The organism is Amycolatopsis camponoti (assembly GCF_902497555.1).
In the GTDB taxonomy this organism is placed as follows: Bacteria; Actinomycetota; Actinomycetes; order Mycobacteriales; family Pseudonocardiaceae; genus Amycolatopsis; species Amycolatopsis camponoti.
The window spans coordinates 2,575,526-2,593,890 of sequence record NZ_CABVGP010000001.1; the positions used below are offsets into that span (position 1 = coordinate 2,575,526).

The following is an 18,365-nucleotide window of genomic DNA, read 5'->3' on the forward strand; positions in this document are numbered from 1 at the left end:
GATCGATGCGTCTGCTCGGGCTTTCCCCGGAAGAGCCGGGGATAAACGAGGTTCCCTCGAACGAGAAACCGCGGTCCACCGTGCACGTTCGCTGCGGGGCGTCCACGATGAAGCGGTGACCGTCAGCCAGCGCATCGCCGGGCTCTGGCCGCGGCGATGGCCCGTCCAGCCGTTCCGCGAGCCGAGCTGGGCCAACCAGGAGCCGACCTACCGGGACTGCTCACCCGCGCTCATCGAAGCCGCGGGCAAACGCGCGTCGGCGCGTCCCTCCGGCAACTGGTTCGTCCTCGGCGCCAGCCGGTCGGTGCGGCCGGACCGCCCGTTCGGGGTGACGGTCGGCGGCCGGGAGCTCGTGGCCTGGCGTGACCGCGACGGCGGGGTCCGCGTCGGCCCGGGCGCTTGCCCGCACCTGGGGGCGCCCCTCGCCGACGCCCGGCTGCACCGGGGCGAGCTGGTCTGCCGGTGGCACGGCCTGCGGCTGGGCGGCGATCGTCGCGGCGCGTGGGCGCCGGTTCCCGCGCACGACGACGGCGTGCTCGTCTGGGCCCGCCTCGACGAGACCGGGCGCGAGCAGCCGACCGAGCGGCCGGTGGTTCCCGCCCGGCCCGGTGGTGGTGCGCGCATCGACGCCGTCGCCACGCTCAGCGGCATCTGCGAGCCGGAGGACGTGGTGGCGAACCGGCTCGACCCGTGGCACGGCGCCTGGTTCCACCCGTACTCCTTCGCGCGTCTGCGGGTGCTTTCCGCGTCGCAGGGCGTCGAGGTGGCCGAGGAGGAGGACCGCTTCCTGGTCGAGGTGACCTTCCGGCTCGCCGGCCGATGGGGAGTCCCGGTCGTGGCCGAATTCGTCTGTCCCGAGCCGCGCACGGTGGTGATGCGCATCGTCGAGGGCGAGGGGGCCGGCAGCGTGGTGGAAACGCACGCGACGCCGCTGGGCCCCGGTGCGGACGGGCGTCCCCGCACCGCGGTGATCGAGGCGACGATCGCCGCGTCGGAGCGCCCCGGGTTCGCCGTCGCGGCCAAGCTGGCACCGGCGATCCGCCCGCTCGTGCGCCACACGGCGGCGCGGTTGTGGCGTGACGACCTCGCGTATGCCGAGCGGCGGTACGCCTTGCGCGCGTGAACAGGGCCGGCGGCGAGGGGTTTACCGGGCGGCCACCCGGAAGAGGGCGGGGATCAGGATCAGCAGCGGGACCGTGAGCCAGTAGGCCACGGCCTTGAGCTTCGGTGCCCGGAAAGCGAACAAGGCGTTCAGGCCGAACACGACCAGTCCCGTGAACAGCAAGAAGAGGAGGCCGAGCGTGATCACGAGCCCGGCGCCGTCGTCGACCACCGTCGGGTCGAGTTCCGCCCAGCCCAGCTCGCCCGCGATGACCTGGAACGCCAGCAGGGACCACATGATCGGGTAGGAGCACGGGATCGCCAGCAGCAGGTTGAGGGGAACGCCGATCAACCAGACCTGATGGGGGCGGAGCCGGCCACGGACCATGCGGTCATCCTGCCGGAGTGCGGCACGGCCAGGCCACCCGGTGCGCGGCCCTGACGGGACCGTCGTGGCGGAGCGGGCCGTCACCCCCGAACCGGGAGGGTGACGGCCCGCCGACGAGAAGCGAAGCTCAGCCGCGAGCCGCGGCCACCGTCGCCGCGGCCCGCTGGTCGGTGGCCGGCGGCATCAGTTTCGGGTACTCCTTCTGGAACTTCTCGATCATCGTGGCGGACGGGACGATCCGGTTCGGGTTGCCCTGGTTCGTCGCCTGCTTCTCGCCCCAGGCACCGGCGGCCTTGCGCTGGTCGGGGGTGCCGTGGCTGTGGAAGCAGTCACCGATGGAGGCGTCGAGGTAGATGACCTCCTGCTGGGTGCGGGCGTTCCACGCGAAGCCCTTGGCGTGCGCGACGAAGTAGCCGCCGTAGGCGTCGGGACCCATCTCGGAGGACTCGTTGCGCGGGTAGTTCTCGTGGGCGAAGTCGACCTGGTGGCCGTACTCGTGGCCGACCACGGACTCCACCGAGACGTCGTCGAACCCGAGGTGGTCGACGACGTCGAGCAGGCCGTCGCCGAGCGCCACGCGCTTGCCCCCGAGGCTGTCGGCCGGTGCGGAGAACGCGTTCAGGGTGATCAGCGGGTTGCGGCCACCCTGCATTCCCGGCACTTCGTAGAGCACCTTGGTGGCGAGCGTGGCGGCGGCCTTCACCTTGGCCGGCGCGAGGCCGAGGCTGAAGGTCTGCGCCATCTTCGCCTGGCTGCCGAGATCGGTGCCCTTCCAGGCGACGAGCTGGATGTTCCAGCTTTCGATGTCCCAGAAGCCGCGCAGCTTGTCGATCGTGGCCGTGGCGCGCGGGGTGTACTGGCCGTCGGTGCCGAAGACCTGCGTGGTCTTGTCGGACGCGACGCCCTGCACGTAGAGCTGGCTGAGCCCCGACAGTGCGTCGAGCGCCTGGCCCTCGAGCGGGGTGAGCTGGGACGCGAGCTGGTTCGCGTACGTCAGCAGCGAACCTTCGGTGCAGCCCGGGATCGGGCCTTCCGCGGCCCGGCTCCGGGGGCCGATCCGCGGGACGGGCGACTCGATGAGCCGGTCGACGCCGCGCAGAGCGTCCGCCGGCAGCCCGTTGTAGAGGTCGACGACGTCCTGGTACAGCTGAGCGACGTCCTGCTCGACGGTGGATGGTGCCGCCGCGGCCGCGGGAACGGCCGTGGCGAGCGCGAGTGCCGCAGCGGTGCCCGCGGCTGCGAGCGTCCTGCCGAGAAATCTGGTCCGGTCGGGCAAGGTGGTTCCCCTCTTCGGTTTCCGGTTCAAGATCACGAAGCACCGCCACGGTAGGGCGGTAATTGGCGGCAGAACCGGCGTGCAGGCGAGAAGCCCGGAATGGCTCACGCCTTTCGGAGGGTTTTCACCGTGCGGACATCGGCCGAAAGTACTAGGCCGGGCCGATGCGCAGGACGAGCTTGCCGCCGGGGCGCTGCGACTGGCTCAGCTCGATGGCCTCGCGCCAGCCGGCGAGGGGAATGACGCGGGCGACCGGGATGCCGAAGCGGCCCTCGGCGGCGAGCCGGGCGCACTCCCCGATGACCTCGTAGCGGTGGGCGAGGGGTCCCTCGGTGAACGCGTCGCGGGCGCCGGACTCGCGGGCGGCGGCGAGGTTGCTGATGGTCAGGATGTGCCGGGGGTCGGTGACCGTGCGGAGGAGTTCGGGGATGGTGGCGTCGTCGGGCGGCGAGACGTCGAGGACGACGTCGACGGGTCCCCCCGCCAGTTCGCGTACCCGGTCGGCCATGCCCTCGCCGTAGGGGGTGACCTCGGCTCCGGTGGCGCGCAAGGCCTCGGTGTGGGTGAGGCCCGCGGTGGTGATCACCCGCGCGCCGGACCGCCGGGCGAGCTGCACGGCGGCGAAGCCGGTGGTGGTGCCGCCTCCGCTGACGAGCAGGGTCGTGTCGGCGGTGATGCCCAGCAGGTCCAGACCGCGCTGAGCGGTCTCCACGGCCATGGGCAGTGCGGCGGCGGCCGCCGGTTCGAGTGCGGGTGGCCGCGGGAACCAGACGTCGAGCACCGCGTGGCCGGAGGCGCCCGCGGTCGGTCCGGTGAAGGGGGCGGGACCGAAGACGGCGTCCCCGAGCCGGACACCGGTCACGTCCTCGCCGATGGCGTCGACGGTGCCGGCGACCTCGAGCCCGACCCCGCGGGGCAGGTCGCCGGGGTACAGGCCCCGGCACAGGGACAAGTCGGCCGGGTTGATCGTGCAGACCTCGACGGCGACCCGGACCTGCCCCGGGGCCGGCCGTGGCGGCTCGGCCTCCTCGAGCCGCAGGACGTCGAGGGGGTCACCGGTGTGGTGGAAACGCAGGGTGCGCATGAGGATCTCCGCGGATCGAGTAATGACAGCAGATGCTGTCGTCACTCGACGGTAGCACAGTGATGACAGCATCTGCTGTCGCTATGCTGGGGGCATGGCGCGTTGGGAGGGCAACACCCGTGAGCGGCTCGAACGGGCGGCGTTGGAGCTGTTCCGCGATCAGGGCTACGACCGCACGACGGTCGCGCAGATCGCCGGGCACGCCGGACTCACCGAGCGGTCGTTCTACCGCTGGTTCACCGACAAGCGGGAGGTGCTGTTCGCCGGGGACGAACTGCAGGCCTGCCTGGAAGCCGGCATCGCCGAGGTGCCCGCCGGAACGGGCGCGCTCGCGACGCTGATGGCCGCGTTCACCGCGGTCCCCGAAGTGCTGCGTCCCCCCGAAATGCTGATCGAGCTGCGCGCCGTCATCGCGGACAACCCGCCGCTGCGGGAACGCAGCTTGATCAAGGAGGCGATGCTGTCCGAGGTGACCACGGCGGCGCTGTGCCGCCGTGGCCACGACGAGCACACCGCGCGGCTGGCCACCGCACTCGGCATGGCGATCCTGGGGTCGGCCACCAGGCGATGGGTGCTCGGTGAGCGGGCCGACTTCGCCGACCTGCTCGCCGGCAGTGCTGCCGATCTCGTTGCCGTTGCTGCCGACCTGCCACCTGGTCAGGGTCACAGCGGGAAGGCGCCGAGGAAAACGAGGTAGCCGCGGCCAAAGCGAGATTTCGGCCCTCGGTACCCGGTCCGCGCTGCTGGTTGCGGCTCGACGTGCCGTTCGACGACCGTTGCCGAGGAACCCAGCCGTTGGGCGGCTGGGTTCCTCGGCCGGCTGACACCGGTCAGCGTTGCAGCGTCAGGACACCCGGCCGCCACGGCAGCTGGTCGTAGGGTCCACTGGCGCTGGGGGACTTGCCCTGGTACAGCAGTTGCAGGTTGCAGGGATCCACGGTCATCGTCTGGTCGGGGTTGGTGCGGACGAGGTCACCGTGGCTGATGTCGTTGGTCCAGCCGGCGCCGCTGTTGGCCTTGCCCGCGAACGGGTTGCTCTCGCTCGCCGCCTGCGGGGTCCACGAACCGCTCAGGCTGCTCGCCGTGAACGAGCGGAAGTAGCGGCCGTTCGCGCCGATCGCCTCGACGATCATGAGGTACTGGCTCTGGCCCTGGACCTTGTAGACCTGGACCGCCTCGAACAGGTTGTTCGTCGAATCGCTCAGTACCGTCGTGTACGACGAGCCGAAGCTGCCCGGGAAGTTGCCGATCGGCATGCTCGCCCGGTAGATCTTGCCGTTGTCGCCGGCGAAGAACAGGTACATGTTCGAGCCGTCGGCGATCAGGGTCTGGTCGATCGGGCCGGTGCCGGAGCCGGAGATGCTGCCCGTGAACAGGGGCTGCGGCGAGGACCAGCCGTTGGGGTTGGTCGGGTCGCTCGACGTGCGGTAGATGAAGGGCCACGCACCCCACTGGTACGCCAGCACCCAGATGTTCTTGGGCGCGAAGTAGAACAGCGTCGGCGCCACCGCGGCCTGGCTCATCCCGTTCTGGCCGGCCGAAGCCATGTCGGACCAGTTGGTGAACGGGCTGAAGGCCATCGAGCCGTACGACGAACCCGCGACGTTCGACGCGTAGACGAGGTGCTTCCCGTTGTAGACGACGTTGGTGAAGTCCTTGAGCGAGACCCACCCGTTCTTGGGTGTGGCCAGCACACCCGTCGACGACCAGTGGTAGGACGACGGGAGCGAGCAGCCGCTGCCGGTCGGGGTCGTGGGCGTGGTCGTCGGGGTCGTGGTCGACAGGCCGGTCCACTTCTGGTTGCTGCCGCCGTTGCACGTCCAGATCCCCACGGCGGTGCCGTTGGCCGTGGCGGCACCCGTGACGTCCAGGCAGAGCCCGGTCTGCACCGCGACCACCGTGCCGTCGGAACCGATCCGCCACTGCTGGTTGGCCCCGCCGTGACACGTCCAGATCTGCACCCGGGTCCCCGCGGTCGCGCCGCCGGGTACGTCGAGGCACTTGCCGCCGAACACCGTCAGCTGACCGGCGTTCGTCGAGGTCCACTGCTGGTTCGCGCCGCCGGAGCAGTCGTAGATCTGCAGGGAGGTACCGTCGGCCTGGTTGGCGTTCGGCACGTCCAGGCAGCGGCCGGAACCGACACCGTGCAGAGCGCCGGTGACGTCGGCCAGGGCCGGGCCCGCCCCCAGCGTCACGCCCGTCGCCACCGCTGCCGCGACCGTCACCGCGGCGGCGAGCGCGGCGATCCTGCGGCTGGAACTTCCTCTGTTCATGACGTTCTTCTCCCGGTCAGCTGCGGGTCCGCCTGGTCCGGCAGCTCGTCGGCAAAGGGACTGTTATCGCTAACATTGGTCGCGCCAGCCTGGACTTCCGAGCCGGACGTTGTCAATCGAAGCGGCCGAGGGCCGGAGATGCCGGACGCCGGGTCCGGCGACCTCGCACCTCAGGGCCGCGCATTCGGTCCACAAAGGACAGTCGAGTCGTGAAAGTTACATCCGCGCCGCCTTACCGGCCGGCCCGCCCGGGCCCCGCCTTCTCCAGCACCCGCAGGAAAGCGCGGGACCACTCGGGCAGGTCCGGCCACCCGCGGCAGGACACCATCGCGCCGTCGACGACGTCGGGCGCGTCGGCGAACGTCGCGCCGGCGAGCTCCATGTCCGCCTTCAGCGGGGGGAAGGCGGCCGTGGTGCGGCCGCGCAGCAGTCCCAAGGCCGCCGGGATCTGCGCGCCGTGGCAGATCGTGCCGACCGGGAGGTCGCGCTCGAAGAAGTGCGTGACGACGCGCGCCACGTCCGGGTCGGTCCGGAGGTACTCGGGGGCCCGCCCGCCGGGGATCACGAGGGCGTCGAACGCGCCCGGGTCCACGTCGGCGAACGCCAGGTCGACCGGCAGCAGGTGTCCCGGCTTCTCGGTGTAGGCGTCCCACCCGGGTTCGAAGTCGTGGACGACCAGGTGCACCGGACGCGTCGTGGGGGCGGCCACGACCGCCTCGTGGCCGCCCTCGCGCAACCGGAAGATCGGGTACATCGAGTCGAGCTCCTCGGCGGCGTCGCCGGTCAGGACCAGTACCCGTGCCATGGTCGTCCCCTTCGGATCAGCGCAGTGCCCACTGCTGGTTCGCCTGCCCGCCGCAGGTCCACAGGATCAGCTGGGTGCCGTTGGCCGTGCCCTGCCCGGTGGCGTCGAGGCACAGTCCGGATTGGACACCGGTGATCGTGCCGTTCGCGGCGACGGTCCACTGCTGGTTGGCCTGGCCGTGGCAGTCCCAGACGATCACCGGGGTGCCGTTCGCCGTGCCGTGGCCGGAGGCGTCCAGGCACTTCGAGCCGGCGACGACCAGTTCGCCGCCCGACTGGGTCCACTGCTGGCCGGACTGCCCGCCGCAGTCCTGCAGCCGCACCTGGGTGCCGTTGGCCGCGCTCCCGGCGTCGGCGCAGCGGCCCGACTGCGCGCCGACGATCCGCCGGGCGCCGGTCGTCCCCGGCGTGCCGATGCTCCCCGGCACGGACTGCAGCGCGGCGAACCAGGTGGCGGCCATCTTGTCGTAGCCCGCCGCCGTGGGGTGGATGCCGTCGATCAGGTCGGCGGCGGTGAGCGCGGCGTGCATGTCCACCAGGTGCACGTGCTTCCCGGCGTTCCGGGCGGCCTGCACGATCCCGGGGATCGCGGAGTTGAAGGTGCGGGCCGCGGACTCCTGCCCCGCGTTGGCGAGCGGGATGATCGTCGCGACGAAGACCTCGGCGTCCGGTGCGGTCGCCGTGATGTGGTCGATCAAGGTGGCGAGCCGGGCGGGCGCGCGGGTGACGTCGTAGTTCTGCAGGACGTCGTTGGTGCCGATGTGCAGCAGGACCGTGTGCGGGGTGCTCGTCCGCAGCCAGCCGGTGATGTTCGCGTCGATCTGGTCGATGCGCCAGCCCGGGTGGCCCTCGTGGTCGTGGTCGCCGAGTGCGGCGGGGCCGTTGAACTGCGAGCCGGTGAAGTCGACCTGGTAGCCGCCCGCCGCGAGCCGCTGCCAGAGACCGATCCGGTAGCCGCCGGGCACTTGCGTGCCCTCGGTGATGGAGTCGCCGAGCGGCATGACCCTGGTCCCGCCGTTCGACTCGGCGGCGGCCGGGCCGCCCGGCAGGAACGCGCTCAGGAACAGGGCCGTCACGGCCGCGAAAACCCGGATTCTCATGATCCTCCTCGAGTCAGCCGAACGTCCACTGCTGGCCGGCCTGGCCGGTGCAGGTCGCCAGCCGGACGATGGTGCCGTTCGCCGTGCCGCCGCCGGTCACGTCCAGGCACAGCCCGGACTGGACGCCGGTGATCGTGCCGCTCGCGTTCGCCTGCCAGCGCTGGTTGGCCCCGCCGTTGCACGTCCAGCTGACGACCGGGGTCCCCGGCGTGGTGCCCTGGCCGGACGCGTCCAGGCAGCGGGTGCCGTCGTAGACGGTGAGCTCGCCGCCGGCGGTCCGGGCCCACGACTGGTTGCCACCGCCGTGGCAGTCCCAGAGCTGCACCTGCGCACCGGGTGTCGTGCTCGCGCCGTTGACGTCCAGGCACTTGCCGAGCGCGCGCACCGGGCCCGCGGCCGGGCCGGTGGTGGTGCCCGTGCCGGCGGCGGCGATGACCTGCTGGGCGCCGGACGGCCAGTTCGTCCCGCTGACCTGGACGTTGCCGGTCAGGACGTTGTTGTGGGGCGACCCGGTGGCCACCTGGGTGGCGCCGCCGTTGTACCAGTTTCCGCTGAAGGTGCTGTCGTTGGTGTTGTTGGTGCCGCTCGCGTTGGTGAAGGCCCAGACCCCGGAGTCCTGGATCACGTTGGCCGACAGCGTCACGTAGCGGGAGCCTTCGTCGAGGTACAGCCCGACCGTGCGGTTGTTGTCGAAGATGTGGTTGTGGTCGATCGAGCTGCCCGGGTTCGCCGACAGGTTGTAGATGCTGCCGCCGTCGTGCATCAGCTTCTTCGTGCCGTGCACGCGGTTGTAGCTGACGACGGTGTCCCGCAACGTCGTCGGCGTCGAGTACACCGGCTGGTAGTCGTAGAGCCCGCGGTTGCGGTAGTCCTGGCTGCCGCCCGGGTCGTTGGCACCCCAGCCCCAGCCGACGTCGATCCCGTCGTAGGTCAGGTTCGCCACGTCGTTGTGCGTGATGACGGTGTGCGTCGCGTAGGTCGACAGGATGCCGGCCATTTCGCGGTAGTCCAGGGCGACGCGGGACACCGTGTTGTACGACAGCGTGATGTCGCGGTTCGTCATCGCGGCGTTCGACGGGTGGTGCGCGTCGGGGCGCACGCCGCCGACGACGATGCCACCGCCCGAGACCTCGGTGAAGGTGTTGTGGTCCACGGTGATCGACGACGCGCCGAGCCCGGTCCCGGAGGCGTGCGCGTTCGCGTCGTTGCCGATGCCCAGCGCGACCTGACCGAGGTGGGTGAAGGTGTTGCCGCTGAACGTGATCCCGGTGGCGGCCGAGACCTGGACGGCGGCGGGCGCCTGCGCCCAGCCGTTGCGGGCCCCCTCGAACTGCTGGCAGCCCGACTGGCACGACGTGAGGAAGTCGCCCGGCATCGGCGCCGCGGCCGGGAGGAACGTGCCGGTCTGCTGGTTCGCGTACCCGGCCGGCGTGCTCGGCCCGAGCCAGGTGGTGTGCTCGAAGTGCAAGCCCTTGAACGCGATGCCCCGCACCGGGTCGTCGTAGCTGCCGCCGAGCTGCAGCAGCGACGTCAGCCGCGGCAGCTCGACGTCGTGGCTGCCGGGCACCCAGCCGCCCGGTGCCTTGTAGTAGAGCTTCCCGGCCGCCGGGTCCAGGTACCACTGGCCGGTGTTCTTGAGGAACGAGTACGAGTTCTCGAGGAACAGCTGGCCGCCGCCGAAGGGCTTCGCGAGGGTGTCGTAGCCCCAGTTGTTGTTGTTCCACGCGGGTTGCTGCATGACGATCGAGGTGCCGCTGATGTGGTCGACGGGGGAGTACCGGTCGGTGAACGAGTTCTGGCTCTCCACCTCGATCCGGCTCTGCCGGGGCAGCGTGGCGAGGTAGTTCAGCGCGGAGTTGGTGATGGTCAGGCCGGACGTCGTGACCTGCACGTCGGTGCGCGAGATCGGGATCGACGCGCGCGGCGCCAGCGCGCCGTCCACGAACAGCTGCCGGGAGTCGGCGCCGGCCGGCACGGACGCCACCCAGATGTTCTGGCTCGCGTCCTGCGCGGTCCAGCCGGTGACCTGCGTGCCGCCGGACAGGACCGGTGTCTGGCCGGGCGCGGCCTGCCACGTGACGGTGTGGCCGTTCTGCCCGGAGTCGGCGCTGGTGAACGAAAGCGGGGCGGTCAGCCGGTAGGTGCCGCCGGCGAGCTGGACGATGACGTCGTTGCCCGCCGACTGGGCGCGGGACAGCTGCTGGGCCCTCGCCGGGGTCGCGACGGGCCGGTCGGGCGTGCCCGGGCCGGCGTCGTCGCCGTTCGGCGCGACGGCGATGGTGACGGTCGCGGCGTGGGCGGACGGCGCGGCGACGGCCGTCACCACGAGGGCGGCGGCGAGCGCGGCGGCCAGGGATCCGGTGCGCGGCATGGCGGGGACCTCTCCGGGAACGGTGACGGCGGGGACTCGTCCATGTGTATGACTCATTCGAAGCGGGAAGCCGCACCGCGTCAATGCACCCGAGCGCGTTCGAAGTTTTCAACTGCGGGAACGCATGTAAGTTTCACCCATGTTTCGCGGGAGTTGACGGGACCGGTCGACCGCGAGGTAAGGTCACTGTCCGGTGCCCGGTGAGTCATACTCATCGGGTGACTCGCAACGAGGAAGCCGCGCCGTACCGGCCCGGCTACGAAATCGTGGCCGAGCAGCTGCTGAACCTGATCGCCGAACTGCGGCTGCGGCCCGGCGACCGGATGCCGACCGAGGTCGAGCTGGCGGCGCGGGTGGGGAGCAGCCGGACCGTGGTGCGGGAGGCCGTCAAGATCCTCTCGGCGATCGGCCGGGTGCGAGCGCACAAGGGACGTGGGCTGTATGTGTCCGACGACGAAGGCATGCTCGGCGCTTCCCGCTGGGGCGGGTTCTTCCTGCCCGCCGACCTCGACCACGTCTACATGCTCTTCGAGTTCCGCCGCGTCCAGGAGACCGCGTCCAGCAGGCTCGCGGCGACCAACGCCACTCCGGCCGAACTGCAGGCGATCGAGGCCGCCGCCGAGACCTGCCGGCAGGGGCACCTGACCGGCCAGGCCGCGTTGTTCGACCGCGGCGACGACGACTTCCACCTCCGCGTCGCCACGGCGTCGCACAACCAGTTCCTCGTCGCGGCCGTGCGCGAAGCCCGCCGCCTGCAACGCCAGACGAACATCATCGGGATGTCCGGCTCGGTCGGCGGGCACGCCCCGGCCGCGATCGAGGAACACGCCGCCATCTACCGGGCGATCCGCGACGGCGAACCGGAGACGGCGGCGCGGGCCGCCGCCGTCCACCTCGACAACACCTTGGAGGACTACCGCCGGGAGATCCAGCACCGGCTCTTCGGCCAGTGAGCGCAGCGGGGAATGCCCGAGCGGTGGCTTGGGCATTCCCGGCCGCGCTCATTCCTTTGTGGACAGGAGTGACCCGTCGCCGGGCGGAACCCGTTGTGAGTGGGTAAGTTTCACCGCGCATTGACCTTTGCCGCCGGCCGCTTCTATCTTGGCTCATGCCCGTTCGGTCGGTGATCGGGCGATCGCACAGCGCGCACCCCGCGCGTTCCCTGCGCTCCTGAGAAGGAGTACTCGTGACAATGCTGTCTCGTTCGCTCCGCGCGGCTGTCCTCCTTGCCGCACTGGTCCTGGGGCTCGCGGCACCCGTGTCCGCCGCGCCCGCGGCGGCCTTCAAGGTTCTGGTGTTCTCGAAGACCACCGGCTTCCGGCACGACTCCATCCCGGCGGGGATCGCCGCGATCCGCCAACTGGGTCAGCAGAACGACTTCGCGGTCGACGCCACCGAAGACGACGCGCAGTTCACCGACGCCACCCTGGCCCAGTACGCCGCCGTCGTCTTCCTGTCCACGACCGGCGACCCGGTCGGCACGCAAGCCGGCAAGGACGCGTTCCGCCGCTACATCCAGCACGGCGGCGGGTTCGCCGGCGTCCACGCGGCGTCCGACAGCGGGTACGACTGGGCCTGGTACGGCCAGCTGGTCGGCGCCTACTTCAAGCAGCACCCCGCCCAGCAGAACGCCCTGGTGAAGGTGGAAGACCCGAACCACCCGTCCACGCAGGGGCTGCCCGCGCAGTACACCCGGTACGACGAGTGGTACGACTTCCGCGCCGACCCGCGCCCGTCCGTGCACGTACTGACCACAGTGGACGAATCCAGCTACACGGGCGCGACGATGGGCGCGGACCACCCGACGACCTGGTGCCACGCCTTCGACGGCGGCCGCGCCTGGTACACCGGGATGGGCCACACGATCGAAAGTTTCAGCGAACCCAACTTCCTGCACCTGCTGCTGGGCGGGATCCGCACGGCGGCCGGAGCGGTCCCCGCCGACTGCTCGGTCACCACCACACCGCCTCCGGCGGGCAAGCAGATCGCGGGCGCGCAGTCGGGCCGGTGCGTCGAGGTGCCGAACTCCGCCACCACCAACGGGACGCAGGTGCAGCTGCGGGACTGCGTCGCCGGGCAGGCGAACCAGTCGTGGACCTACACCGCCGGCAAGCAGCTCGTGGTCTACGGGAACAAGTGCCTGGACGCCTCCGGCCGCGGCACGGCCAACGGCACGCCGGTGATCATCTGGGACTGCACCGGGCAGTCCAATCAGCAGTGGAATGTTAACGCGAACACGATCACGGGTGTCCCGTCGAACCTCTGCCTGGACGCCTCCGGCCGCGGCACGGCCAACGGCACGAAGATCATCCTGTGGTCCTGCGGCGGCCAGGCCAACCAGCAGTGGTCCCTCCGCTGACCGTCCCTCCCCTGCCTCGAGGAGAGCTCGTCATGTCCGGATTTTCCGCGCTGCGCCGCGGCGCGCTGGCGGTGGCCGGGGTCCTGGCCGCTGCCCTGGTCCCGGTGCTCACGGCCCCGGTGGGCCCGGCGGCCGCGGCGGCGCTGCCGCCGGACTCGAAGTTCCAGAAGGTCACGCTGCACACCGAAACCGGCAACCCGATGGCGATGGACGTGGCGGCGGACGGGCGGGTGTTCTACATCGACCGCCTCGGTGACGTCAAGGTCGTCAAGCCCAATGGCACCGCGGTCCTCGCGACGCACCTGAACGTCTTCACGGCCAACGAATCCGGCGGGCTCAACATCGCGCTCGACCCCGCGTTCGCGACCAACCAGTGGGTCTACGTCTACTACTCGCCGAACAACGCCGGCAACGTCGACCGGCTGAGCCGGTTCACCGTCGCCGGCGACACGATCGACCAGTCGACCGAGAAGGTCGTGCTGGACGTCCCGGTGCAGCGCGCGGAATGCTGCCACCACGGCGCGGGCCTGGTGATCGACAAGAAGAACGGGAACCTGTGGTTGTCGCTGGGGGACAACACCAACCCGTTCGCCTCGGACGGGTACAGCCCGCTCGACCAGCGCTCGGGGCGAGCGTACTGGGACTCCGAACGCACCGCGGGCAACACGAACAGCCTGTCCGGCAAGGTCCTGCGGATCCACCCGGAGACGAACGGGACCTACACGATCCCGTCGGGCAACCTGTTCGCTCCCGGCACCGCGAACACCCGCCCGGAGATCTACACGATGGGCGAGCGAAACCCGTTCCGGATGGGCCTCGACCCGAAGACCGGCTACCCGCTCGTGGCCAACTACGGCCCCGACGCGCCGAACGCCAGTTCCACCCGCGGCCCGCAGAACACCGTCGAGTGGGACGTCGTCAGCAAGCCCGGCAACGCCGGCTGGCCGTTCTGCGTCGGCCCGAACCTGGCCTACAACCGGTACGACTTCGGTACCGGCGCGTCCGGCGCGCAGTTCGACTGCGCGGGCGGCCCCACCAACAGCTCGCCGAACAACACCGGCCTGACCAAGCTGCCGCCCGCGATCCCGGCCCAGGTCTACTACCACTACCAGGCCGACCCGGCGCACTTCCCGCAGCTGTCCGGCGGGGCGCCGATGGCCGGGCCGGTCTACCGGTTCGACCCGAACCTCGCCTCGGCCCGCAAGTGGCCCGCCGACTTCGACGGCCGCGCGGTCTTCGCCGAGTGGAACACCAGCGCGATGTACACCTTCCAGCTCGACGGCAACGGCACGAACGTCACCTCGATCGACCCGCTGCTGCCGTCGGTGAAGTTCAACCGGCCGATGGACTTCAAGTTCGGCGCGGACGGCGCGCTCTACGTCATCGAGTGGGGGACCGGGTACGGCGGCGGCAACAGCGACGCGTCCATCGACCGCGTCGACTACCTCGGCGGCGGCTCGGCCGCGCCGGTCGCGAAGGCCACCGCGGACCGCACCAGCGGCCCGGCCCCGCTCACCGTGAACTTCAGCGGTGCCGGCTCGGCCGACCCCGGCGGCTCCACGCTGCGCTACTCGTGGAACTTCGGTGACGGCACCACCTCGACCGCGGCGAACCCGGGTCACACCTACGCCGCCGGCAACTACACCGCGGTGCTCACCGTAACCAACTCGGCGGGTGCCACCGGGACCGCGAGCGTCACCATCACCGCCGGGAACACGGCACCGACGCTCACCTTCACCACGCCACCGAACGGCGGGGTGTTTGACTGGGGCGACAAGGTGAACGTCGCCGTCACGGTCACCGACCCCGAGGACGGGACGGTCGACTGCGGGCAGGTGACCGTCCAGGCCTACCTCGGCCACGACGAGCACGGCCACCCGCTCGACCAGTACCCCGGCTGCACCGCGTCGATCCAGACCACGCTTTCGTCCGGGCACAGCGAGAACGACAATATCTTCTACGTCCTCGAGGCGTCCTACACCGACAAAGGCGGGGCCGGTGGCGCCAGCCCGATCACCGGCCGCGCGCAGGTGATCCTGCAGCCCAAGCACAAGCAGGCGGAGTTCTACACCGCCACCGGCCGCACCGCCGACGGGAAGGGCACCGACACCGCGGGCGTCACCGTGGAAGCCGCCACGGACCCGATGGGCGGCGGCAGCAGCGCGGCGTTCATCCAGGACGGCGACTGGTGGTCGGTCGACCCGCTCGCGCTGAACGGCGTCACCGGCCTCGAGGTCCGGGCTTCCTCGGGCGGGTCCGGCGGCACGCTGGAGGTGCACCGCAACGCCCCGGACGGCGCGTTGGTCGCCTCGGTGCCGATCACCGGGACGGGGGGCTGGCAGAACTGGCAGGACTTCACCGTCAGCCTGACCAACCCGCCGGCCGGCAGCGGCACGCTGTACTTCGTCGCCCGCAACCCCGCGGGCCAGACCGGGGCCGCGTACCTGTTCAACGTCAACTGGATCCACTACATCGGCGCGGGGGTCGGCCTGCCGGGTACCCCGCCGCCGTCGGGGAAGCAGATCGTCGGCACGCAGTCGGGTCGGTGCGTGGAGGTGCCGAACTCCTCGACGGCGAACGGCACCCAGGTCCAGCTGCGCGACTGCGGCAGCCAGACCGCCAACCAGCAGTGGACCCCGACGAGCGGGAAACAGCTGACGGTCTACGGGAACAAGTGCCTCGACGCGTCCGGCAAGGGTACGGCCAACGGCACGCAGGTGATCATCTGGGACTGCACCGGCCAGCCGAACCAGCAGTGGACCGTCAACGCGAACGGCACCATCACCGGTGTCCAGTCGGGGTTGTGCGTGGACGCGAACGCCCAGGGCACGGCCAACGGCACGAAGATCATCCTCTGGTCCTGCGGCACGCAGGCCGCCAACCAGCAGTGGAGCCTCCGATGAGACACCTGATCCGCGTCCTGCTCGCGACGCTGCTCCTGCTGCCCCTGACGGTGTCGCTGACCGCCGGCCCGGCGTCGGCCGCCGCGTTGACCCGCGTCACCGGCTTCGGCGCCAACCCGACCAACCTGAACATGTACCTGTACGCGCCCGACAAGGTGGCGGCCAAGCCGGCGCTGCTGGTGCTGGTGCACTACTGCAGCGGCTCGGCGAGCGCGATCTTCAACGGCAACGGGCACGACTACGCGACGGCGGCCGACCGGTACGGCTACCTCGTCGTCGTGCCCGAGGCGACCCGGGACGGGCACTGCTTCGACGTCTCCACGAAGGCGGGCCTGACCCGCGACGGCGGCAGCGACTCCACCGGCATCATGGCGATGGTCGCCTGGACCCGCCAGCACTACAACGTGGACCCGGGCCGCATCGTGGTCAGCGGCTTCTCTTCGGGAGCCATGATGACGAACGTCCTGGCTGCCGAGTACCCGGACGTCTTCTCCGCCGCGTCCGCGTTTTCCGGCGTGCCCGCCGGGTGCTTCGCGACCACCGACGGTTCGCTGTGGAACAGCCAGTGCGCGGGCGGGAACGTAGTCAAGTCCGCGCAGCAGTGGGCCGACCAGGCCCACGCGATGCACCCCGGCTACTCCGGCGGCTACCCGAGGATGCAGCTGTGGCACGGGAACCAGGACACCACCCTGGCGTACCCGAACTACGGCGAAGAGATCAAGCAGTGGACCGCCCTGCGCGGGCTGAGCCAGACGCCGTCCGCCACCGACCACCCGCAGTCGTCGTGGACGCGGAACCGCTACGGCGGCACCGGCACCCAGGCGCCGGTCGAGGGCATCACCATCGCGGGCACCGGGCACACCCTGCCGCAGGCGGGAATGCTCGCGTACGCGATCTCCTTCCTCGGCCTCGACAGCACGGGTGGGAGCACCCCCACCGGGAGCCCGGTGCGGTCGGTCGCGGCCGGGCGGTGCCTGGACGTGCCCGGTCAGTCGGCCACGCAAGGCACGCGAACGCAGCTGTGGGACTGCCACGGCGGCGCGAACCAGGCGTGGACGGCCACCGCGGCCGGGGAACTGACCGTCTACTCCGGCGACACCCTCCGCTGCCTGGACGCCGAAGGCGGCGGGACCAGCGCCGGCACGGCCGCGATCATCTGGGCGTGCCACGGCGGAGCGAACCAGAAGTGGCAGGTCAACGCGGACGGCACGGTCACCGCGCCGCAGTCGGGGCTCTGCCTGGAGGCCGCCTCGACCGCGAACGGCGCCGCCGTGCGGCTGGCGACCTGCACCCACGCCACGAACCAGCAGTGGACCCGGACCTGACCGGCGTCCCCTGTGACGAGAAAGGAGCTCGCGCGATGGTGAAGTTCAGACGTCTGTTCGCGTCCGCCGCGATCGGGGCGCTGGTGGCGATGTCCGGGGCCGGGATCGCGCAAGCCGCGCCCGCCGCGGGCACCACGGGCTGCGGAACCGCCCCCGGGCTGGCGAGCGGCAGCCACACGATCTCCAGCGGCGGCCAGAACCGCAGCTACCTCCTGCGGGTCCCGGCGAACTACGACAGCAACCACGCCTACCGGCTGTTCGTCGGGCTGCACTGGCGCGGCGGCACGGCCAACGACGTCGACTCGGGTGGGACGGACGGCTACAACTGGTCCTACTACGGGCTCCGGCGGCTCGCCGACACCGCGGGCAACACCACGATCTTCGTGGCGCCGCAGGGCAACGGCAACGGCTGGGCCAACCCCGGCGGCCAGGACGTCACGTTCGTCGACGACCTGCTGAGGCAGCTCGAGAGCGCGCTGTGCGTCGACACCTCCCAGGTCTTCGCCGGCGGGTTCAGCTACGGCGGCGCGATGAGCTACGCGCTCGCCTGCGCCCGGCCCACCGTCTTCCGCGCGGTCGCGGTCTACTCCGGGGCGAACCTCAGCGGGTGCGCCGGTGGCACGCAGGCGGTCGCCTACATCGGGATGCACGGCATCGGGGACAACGTCCTGCCGATCGCGTCCGGCCGCTCGCTGCGCGACCAGTTCGTCCGGAACAACGGCTGCACCGCGCAGAACCCGCCGGAGCCGTCGAGCGGCAGCCACACCCACATCGTCACGGCCTACTCCGGCTGCCGCGCCGGGTACCCGGTGGTCTGGGCCGCCTTCGACGGCGGTCACGACCCCGGCCCGCGCGACGGGTGCACCTGCAGCGGCTGGCAGACCTGGACGTCCGGCGAGGTCTGGAAGTTCATCACCCAGTTCGATTCGTCGACCCCGCCGTCCGGGTCGCCGGTGCAGGTCGGCGTGAACTACACCCTCGCGGCCGAGCACAGCGGCAAGCTCCTCGACGTCAGCGGCGTCTCCACCGCGGCCGGCGCGCTGCTGCAGCAGTGGCCGGCGACCGGCGGCCAGAACCAGCAGTTCGACTTCCTCGACTCCGGGGACGGCTACTACCGCATCCGCGCCCACCACAGCGGCCTGGTCCTCCAGGTGGCGAGTTCGGCCACCGGCGCCGACATCAGCCAGCAGCCGGACTCCGGGGCCGCCGCCCAGCAGTGGCGGGTGACCGACCAGGGCGGGGGTGTGATCGGCCTGGTCAACCGGCTGAGCGGCCTGGCGATGGACGTGTGGGGTGCCTCGACCGCCGACGGCGCGCGGATCTCCCAGTGGACGCCGTCGGGCGGGGCCAACCAGCGCTTCCGGATCCAGCGAACCTGAGG

The 18,365-nt window shown here is 71.1% G+C and carries 14 protein-coding genes; 7 read left to right on the forward strand and 7 right to left on the reverse strand.

The features are described 5' to 3' along the window. The first annotated feature begins 115 nt into the window (after window positions 1-115). Window positions 116-1,123, forward strand: a complete 1,008-nt coding sequence (locus AA23TX_RS12330; RefSeq protein WP_155542669.1) for a Rieske (2Fe-2S) protein — start codon at window positions 116-118, stop codon at window positions 1,121-1,123. 21 nt (window positions 1,124-1,144) lie between these two features. Here the strand turns inward: AA23TX_RS12330 and AA23TX_RS12335 are convergent, their stop codons facing one another. The 3 genes from AA23TX_RS12335 to AA23TX_RS12345 form a co-directional block, all read right to left on the reverse strand. Continuing rightward, complete coding sequence (locus AA23TX_RS12335; RefSeq protein WP_230862444.1) at window positions 1,145-1,453, reverse strand: hypothetical protein; 309 nt, start codon at window positions 1,451-1,453, stop codon at window positions 1,145-1,147. A 163-nt stretch (window positions 1,454-1,616) separates the two neighbouring features. Next, complete coding sequence (locus AA23TX_RS12340) at window positions 1,617-2,765, reverse strand: hypothetical protein (protein ID WP_155542671.1); 1,149 nt, start codon at window positions 2,763-2,765, stop codon at window positions 1,617-1,619. Window positions 2,766-2,916: 151 nt separating this feature from the next. Then, the gene (locus AA23TX_RS12345) at window positions 2,917-3,849 is read right to left on the reverse strand and encodes an NADP-dependent oxidoreductase (protein WP_155542672.1); all 933 of its coding nucleotides are present in this window, start codon (window positions 3,847-3,849) and stop codon (window positions 2,917-2,919) included. A gap of 94 nt (window positions 3,850-3,943) precedes the next feature. Between AA23TX_RS12345 and AA23TX_RS12350 the strand changes: the two genes are divergently transcribed. Beyond that, window positions 3,944-4,546 carry a TetR/AcrR family transcriptional regulator gene (locus AA23TX_RS12350; protein WP_155542673.1) on the forward strand — a complete coding sequence of 201 codons (603 nt, stop codon included), beginning with the start codon at window positions 3,944-3,946 and terminating at the stop codon, window positions 4,544-4,546. A 133-nt stretch (window positions 4,547-4,679) separates the two neighbouring features. Here the strand turns inward: AA23TX_RS12350 and AA23TX_RS12355 are convergent, their stop codons facing one another. The 4 genes from AA23TX_RS12355 to AA23TX_RS12370 form a co-directional block, all read right to left on the reverse strand. After that, window positions 4,680-6,122: a non-reducing end alpha-L-arabinofuranosidase family hydrolase gene (locus tag AA23TX_RS12355; RefSeq protein WP_155542674.1), complete on the reverse strand. Its 1,443-nt coding sequence runs from the start codon at window positions 6,120-6,122 to the stop codon at window positions 4,680-4,682. 232 nt (window positions 6,123-6,354) lie between these two features. Beyond that, a complete protein-coding gene (locus tag AA23TX_RS12360; RefSeq protein ID WP_155542675.1) occupies window positions 6,355-6,927 on the reverse strand; it encodes a DJ-1/PfpI family protein in 573 nt (190 codons plus the stop codon). A 16-nt stretch (window positions 6,928-6,943) separates the two neighbouring features. Next, window positions 6,944-8,026: a ricin-type beta-trefoil lectin domain protein gene (locus AA23TX_RS12365; protein ID WP_155542676.1), complete on the reverse strand. Its 1,083-nt coding sequence runs from the start codon at window positions 8,024-8,026 to the stop codon at window positions 6,944-6,946. A gap of 13 nt (window positions 8,027-8,039) precedes the next feature. Then, window positions 8,040-10,397 carry a ricin-type beta-trefoil lectin domain protein gene (locus AA23TX_RS12370; RefSeq protein WP_155542677.1) on the reverse strand — a complete coding sequence of 786 codons (2,358 nt, stop codon included), beginning with the start codon at window positions 10,395-10,397 and terminating at the stop codon, window positions 8,040-8,042. 218 nt (window positions 10,398-10,615) lie between these two features. Between AA23TX_RS12370 and AA23TX_RS12375 the strand changes: the two genes are divergently transcribed. The 5 genes from AA23TX_RS12375 to AA23TX_RS12395 all read left to right on the forward strand — a co-directional run bounded on the left by AA23TX_RS12375 (window position 10,616) and on the right by AA23TX_RS12395 (window position 18,363). After that, window positions 10,616-11,350, forward strand: a complete 735-nt coding sequence (locus tag AA23TX_RS12375; protein WP_230862445.1) for a FadR/GntR family transcriptional regulator — start codon at window positions 10,616-10,618, stop codon at window positions 11,348-11,350. Between the two features lie 239 nt (window positions 11,351-11,589). After that, window positions 11,590-12,756 carry a ThuA domain-containing protein gene (locus AA23TX_RS50920; protein WP_155544406.1) on the forward strand — a complete coding sequence of 389 codons (1,167 nt, stop codon included), beginning with the start codon at window positions 11,590-11,592 and terminating at the stop codon, window positions 12,754-12,756. A 32-nt stretch (window positions 12,757-12,788) separates the two neighbouring features. After that, complete coding sequence (locus AA23TX_RS12385; protein WP_155542678.1) at window positions 12,789-15,659, forward strand: PQQ-dependent sugar dehydrogenase; 2,871 nt, start codon at window positions 12,789-12,791, stop codon at window positions 15,657-15,659. Further along, window positions 15,656-16,984: an extracellular catalytic domain type 1 short-chain-length polyhydroxyalkanoate depolymerase gene (locus AA23TX_RS12390; RefSeq protein ID WP_155542679.1), complete on the forward strand. Its 1,329-nt coding sequence runs from the start codon at window positions 15,656-15,658 to the stop codon at window positions 16,982-16,984. Before AA23TX_RS12385 ends, AA23TX_RS12390 begins: the two co-directional genes overlap by 4 nt. A 35-nt stretch (window positions 16,985-17,019) precedes the next feature. After that, window positions 17,020-18,363 (forward strand): RICIN domain-containing protein, encoded by a 1,344-nt coding sequence (locus tag AA23TX_RS12395; protein ID WP_155542680.1) that lies wholly within the window; start codon window positions 17,020-17,022, stop codon window positions 18,361-18,363. The last annotated feature ends 2 nt before the right edge of the window (window positions 18,364-18,365 follow it).

What these genes read in the sequence shown, in the direction of transcription:
- AA23TX_RS12345 (WP_155542672.1), bottom strand. Translation starts at nt 3,849, where the DNA reads ATGCGCACCCTGCGTTTCCACCACACCGGTGACCCCCTCGACGTCCTG.
- AA23TX_RS12350 (WP_155542673.1), top strand. Translation starts at nt 3,944, where the DNA reads ATGGCGCGTTGGGAGGGCAACACCCGTGAGCGGCTCGAACGGGCGGCG.
- AA23TX_RS12355 (WP_155542674.1), bottom strand. Translation starts at nt 6,122, where the DNA reads ATGAACAGAGGAAGTTCCAGCCGCAGGATCGCCGCGCTCGCCGCCGCG.
- AA23TX_RS12360 (WP_155542675.1), bottom strand. Translation starts at nt 6,927, where the DNA reads ATGGCACGGGTACTGGTCCTGACCGGCGACGCCGCCGAGGAGCTCGAC.
- AA23TX_RS12365 (WP_155542676.1), bottom strand. Translation starts at nt 8,026, where the DNA reads ATGAGAATCCGGGTTTTCGCGGCCGTGACGGCCCTGTTCCTGAGCGCG.
- AA23TX_RS12370 (WP_155542677.1), bottom strand. Translation starts at nt 10,397, where the DNA reads ATGCCGCGCACCGGATCCCTGGCCGCCGCGCTCGCCGCCGCCCTCGTG.
- AA23TX_RS50920 (WP_155544406.1), top strand. Translation starts at nt 11,590, where the DNA reads ATGCTGTCTCGTTCGCTCCGCGCGGCTGTCCTCCTTGCCGCACTGGTC.
- AA23TX_RS12385 (WP_155542678.1), top strand. Translation starts at nt 12,789, where the DNA reads ATGTCCGGATTTTCCGCGCTGCGCCGCGGCGCGCTGGCGGTGGCCGGG.
- AA23TX_RS12390 (WP_155542679.1), top strand. Translation starts at nt 15,656, where the DNA reads ATGAGACACCTGATCCGCGTCCTGCTCGCGACGCTGCTCCTGCTGCCC.
- AA23TX_RS12395 (WP_155542680.1), top strand. Translation starts at nt 17,020, where the DNA reads ATGGTGAAGTTCAGACGTCTGTTCGCGTCCGCCGCGATCGGGGCGCTG.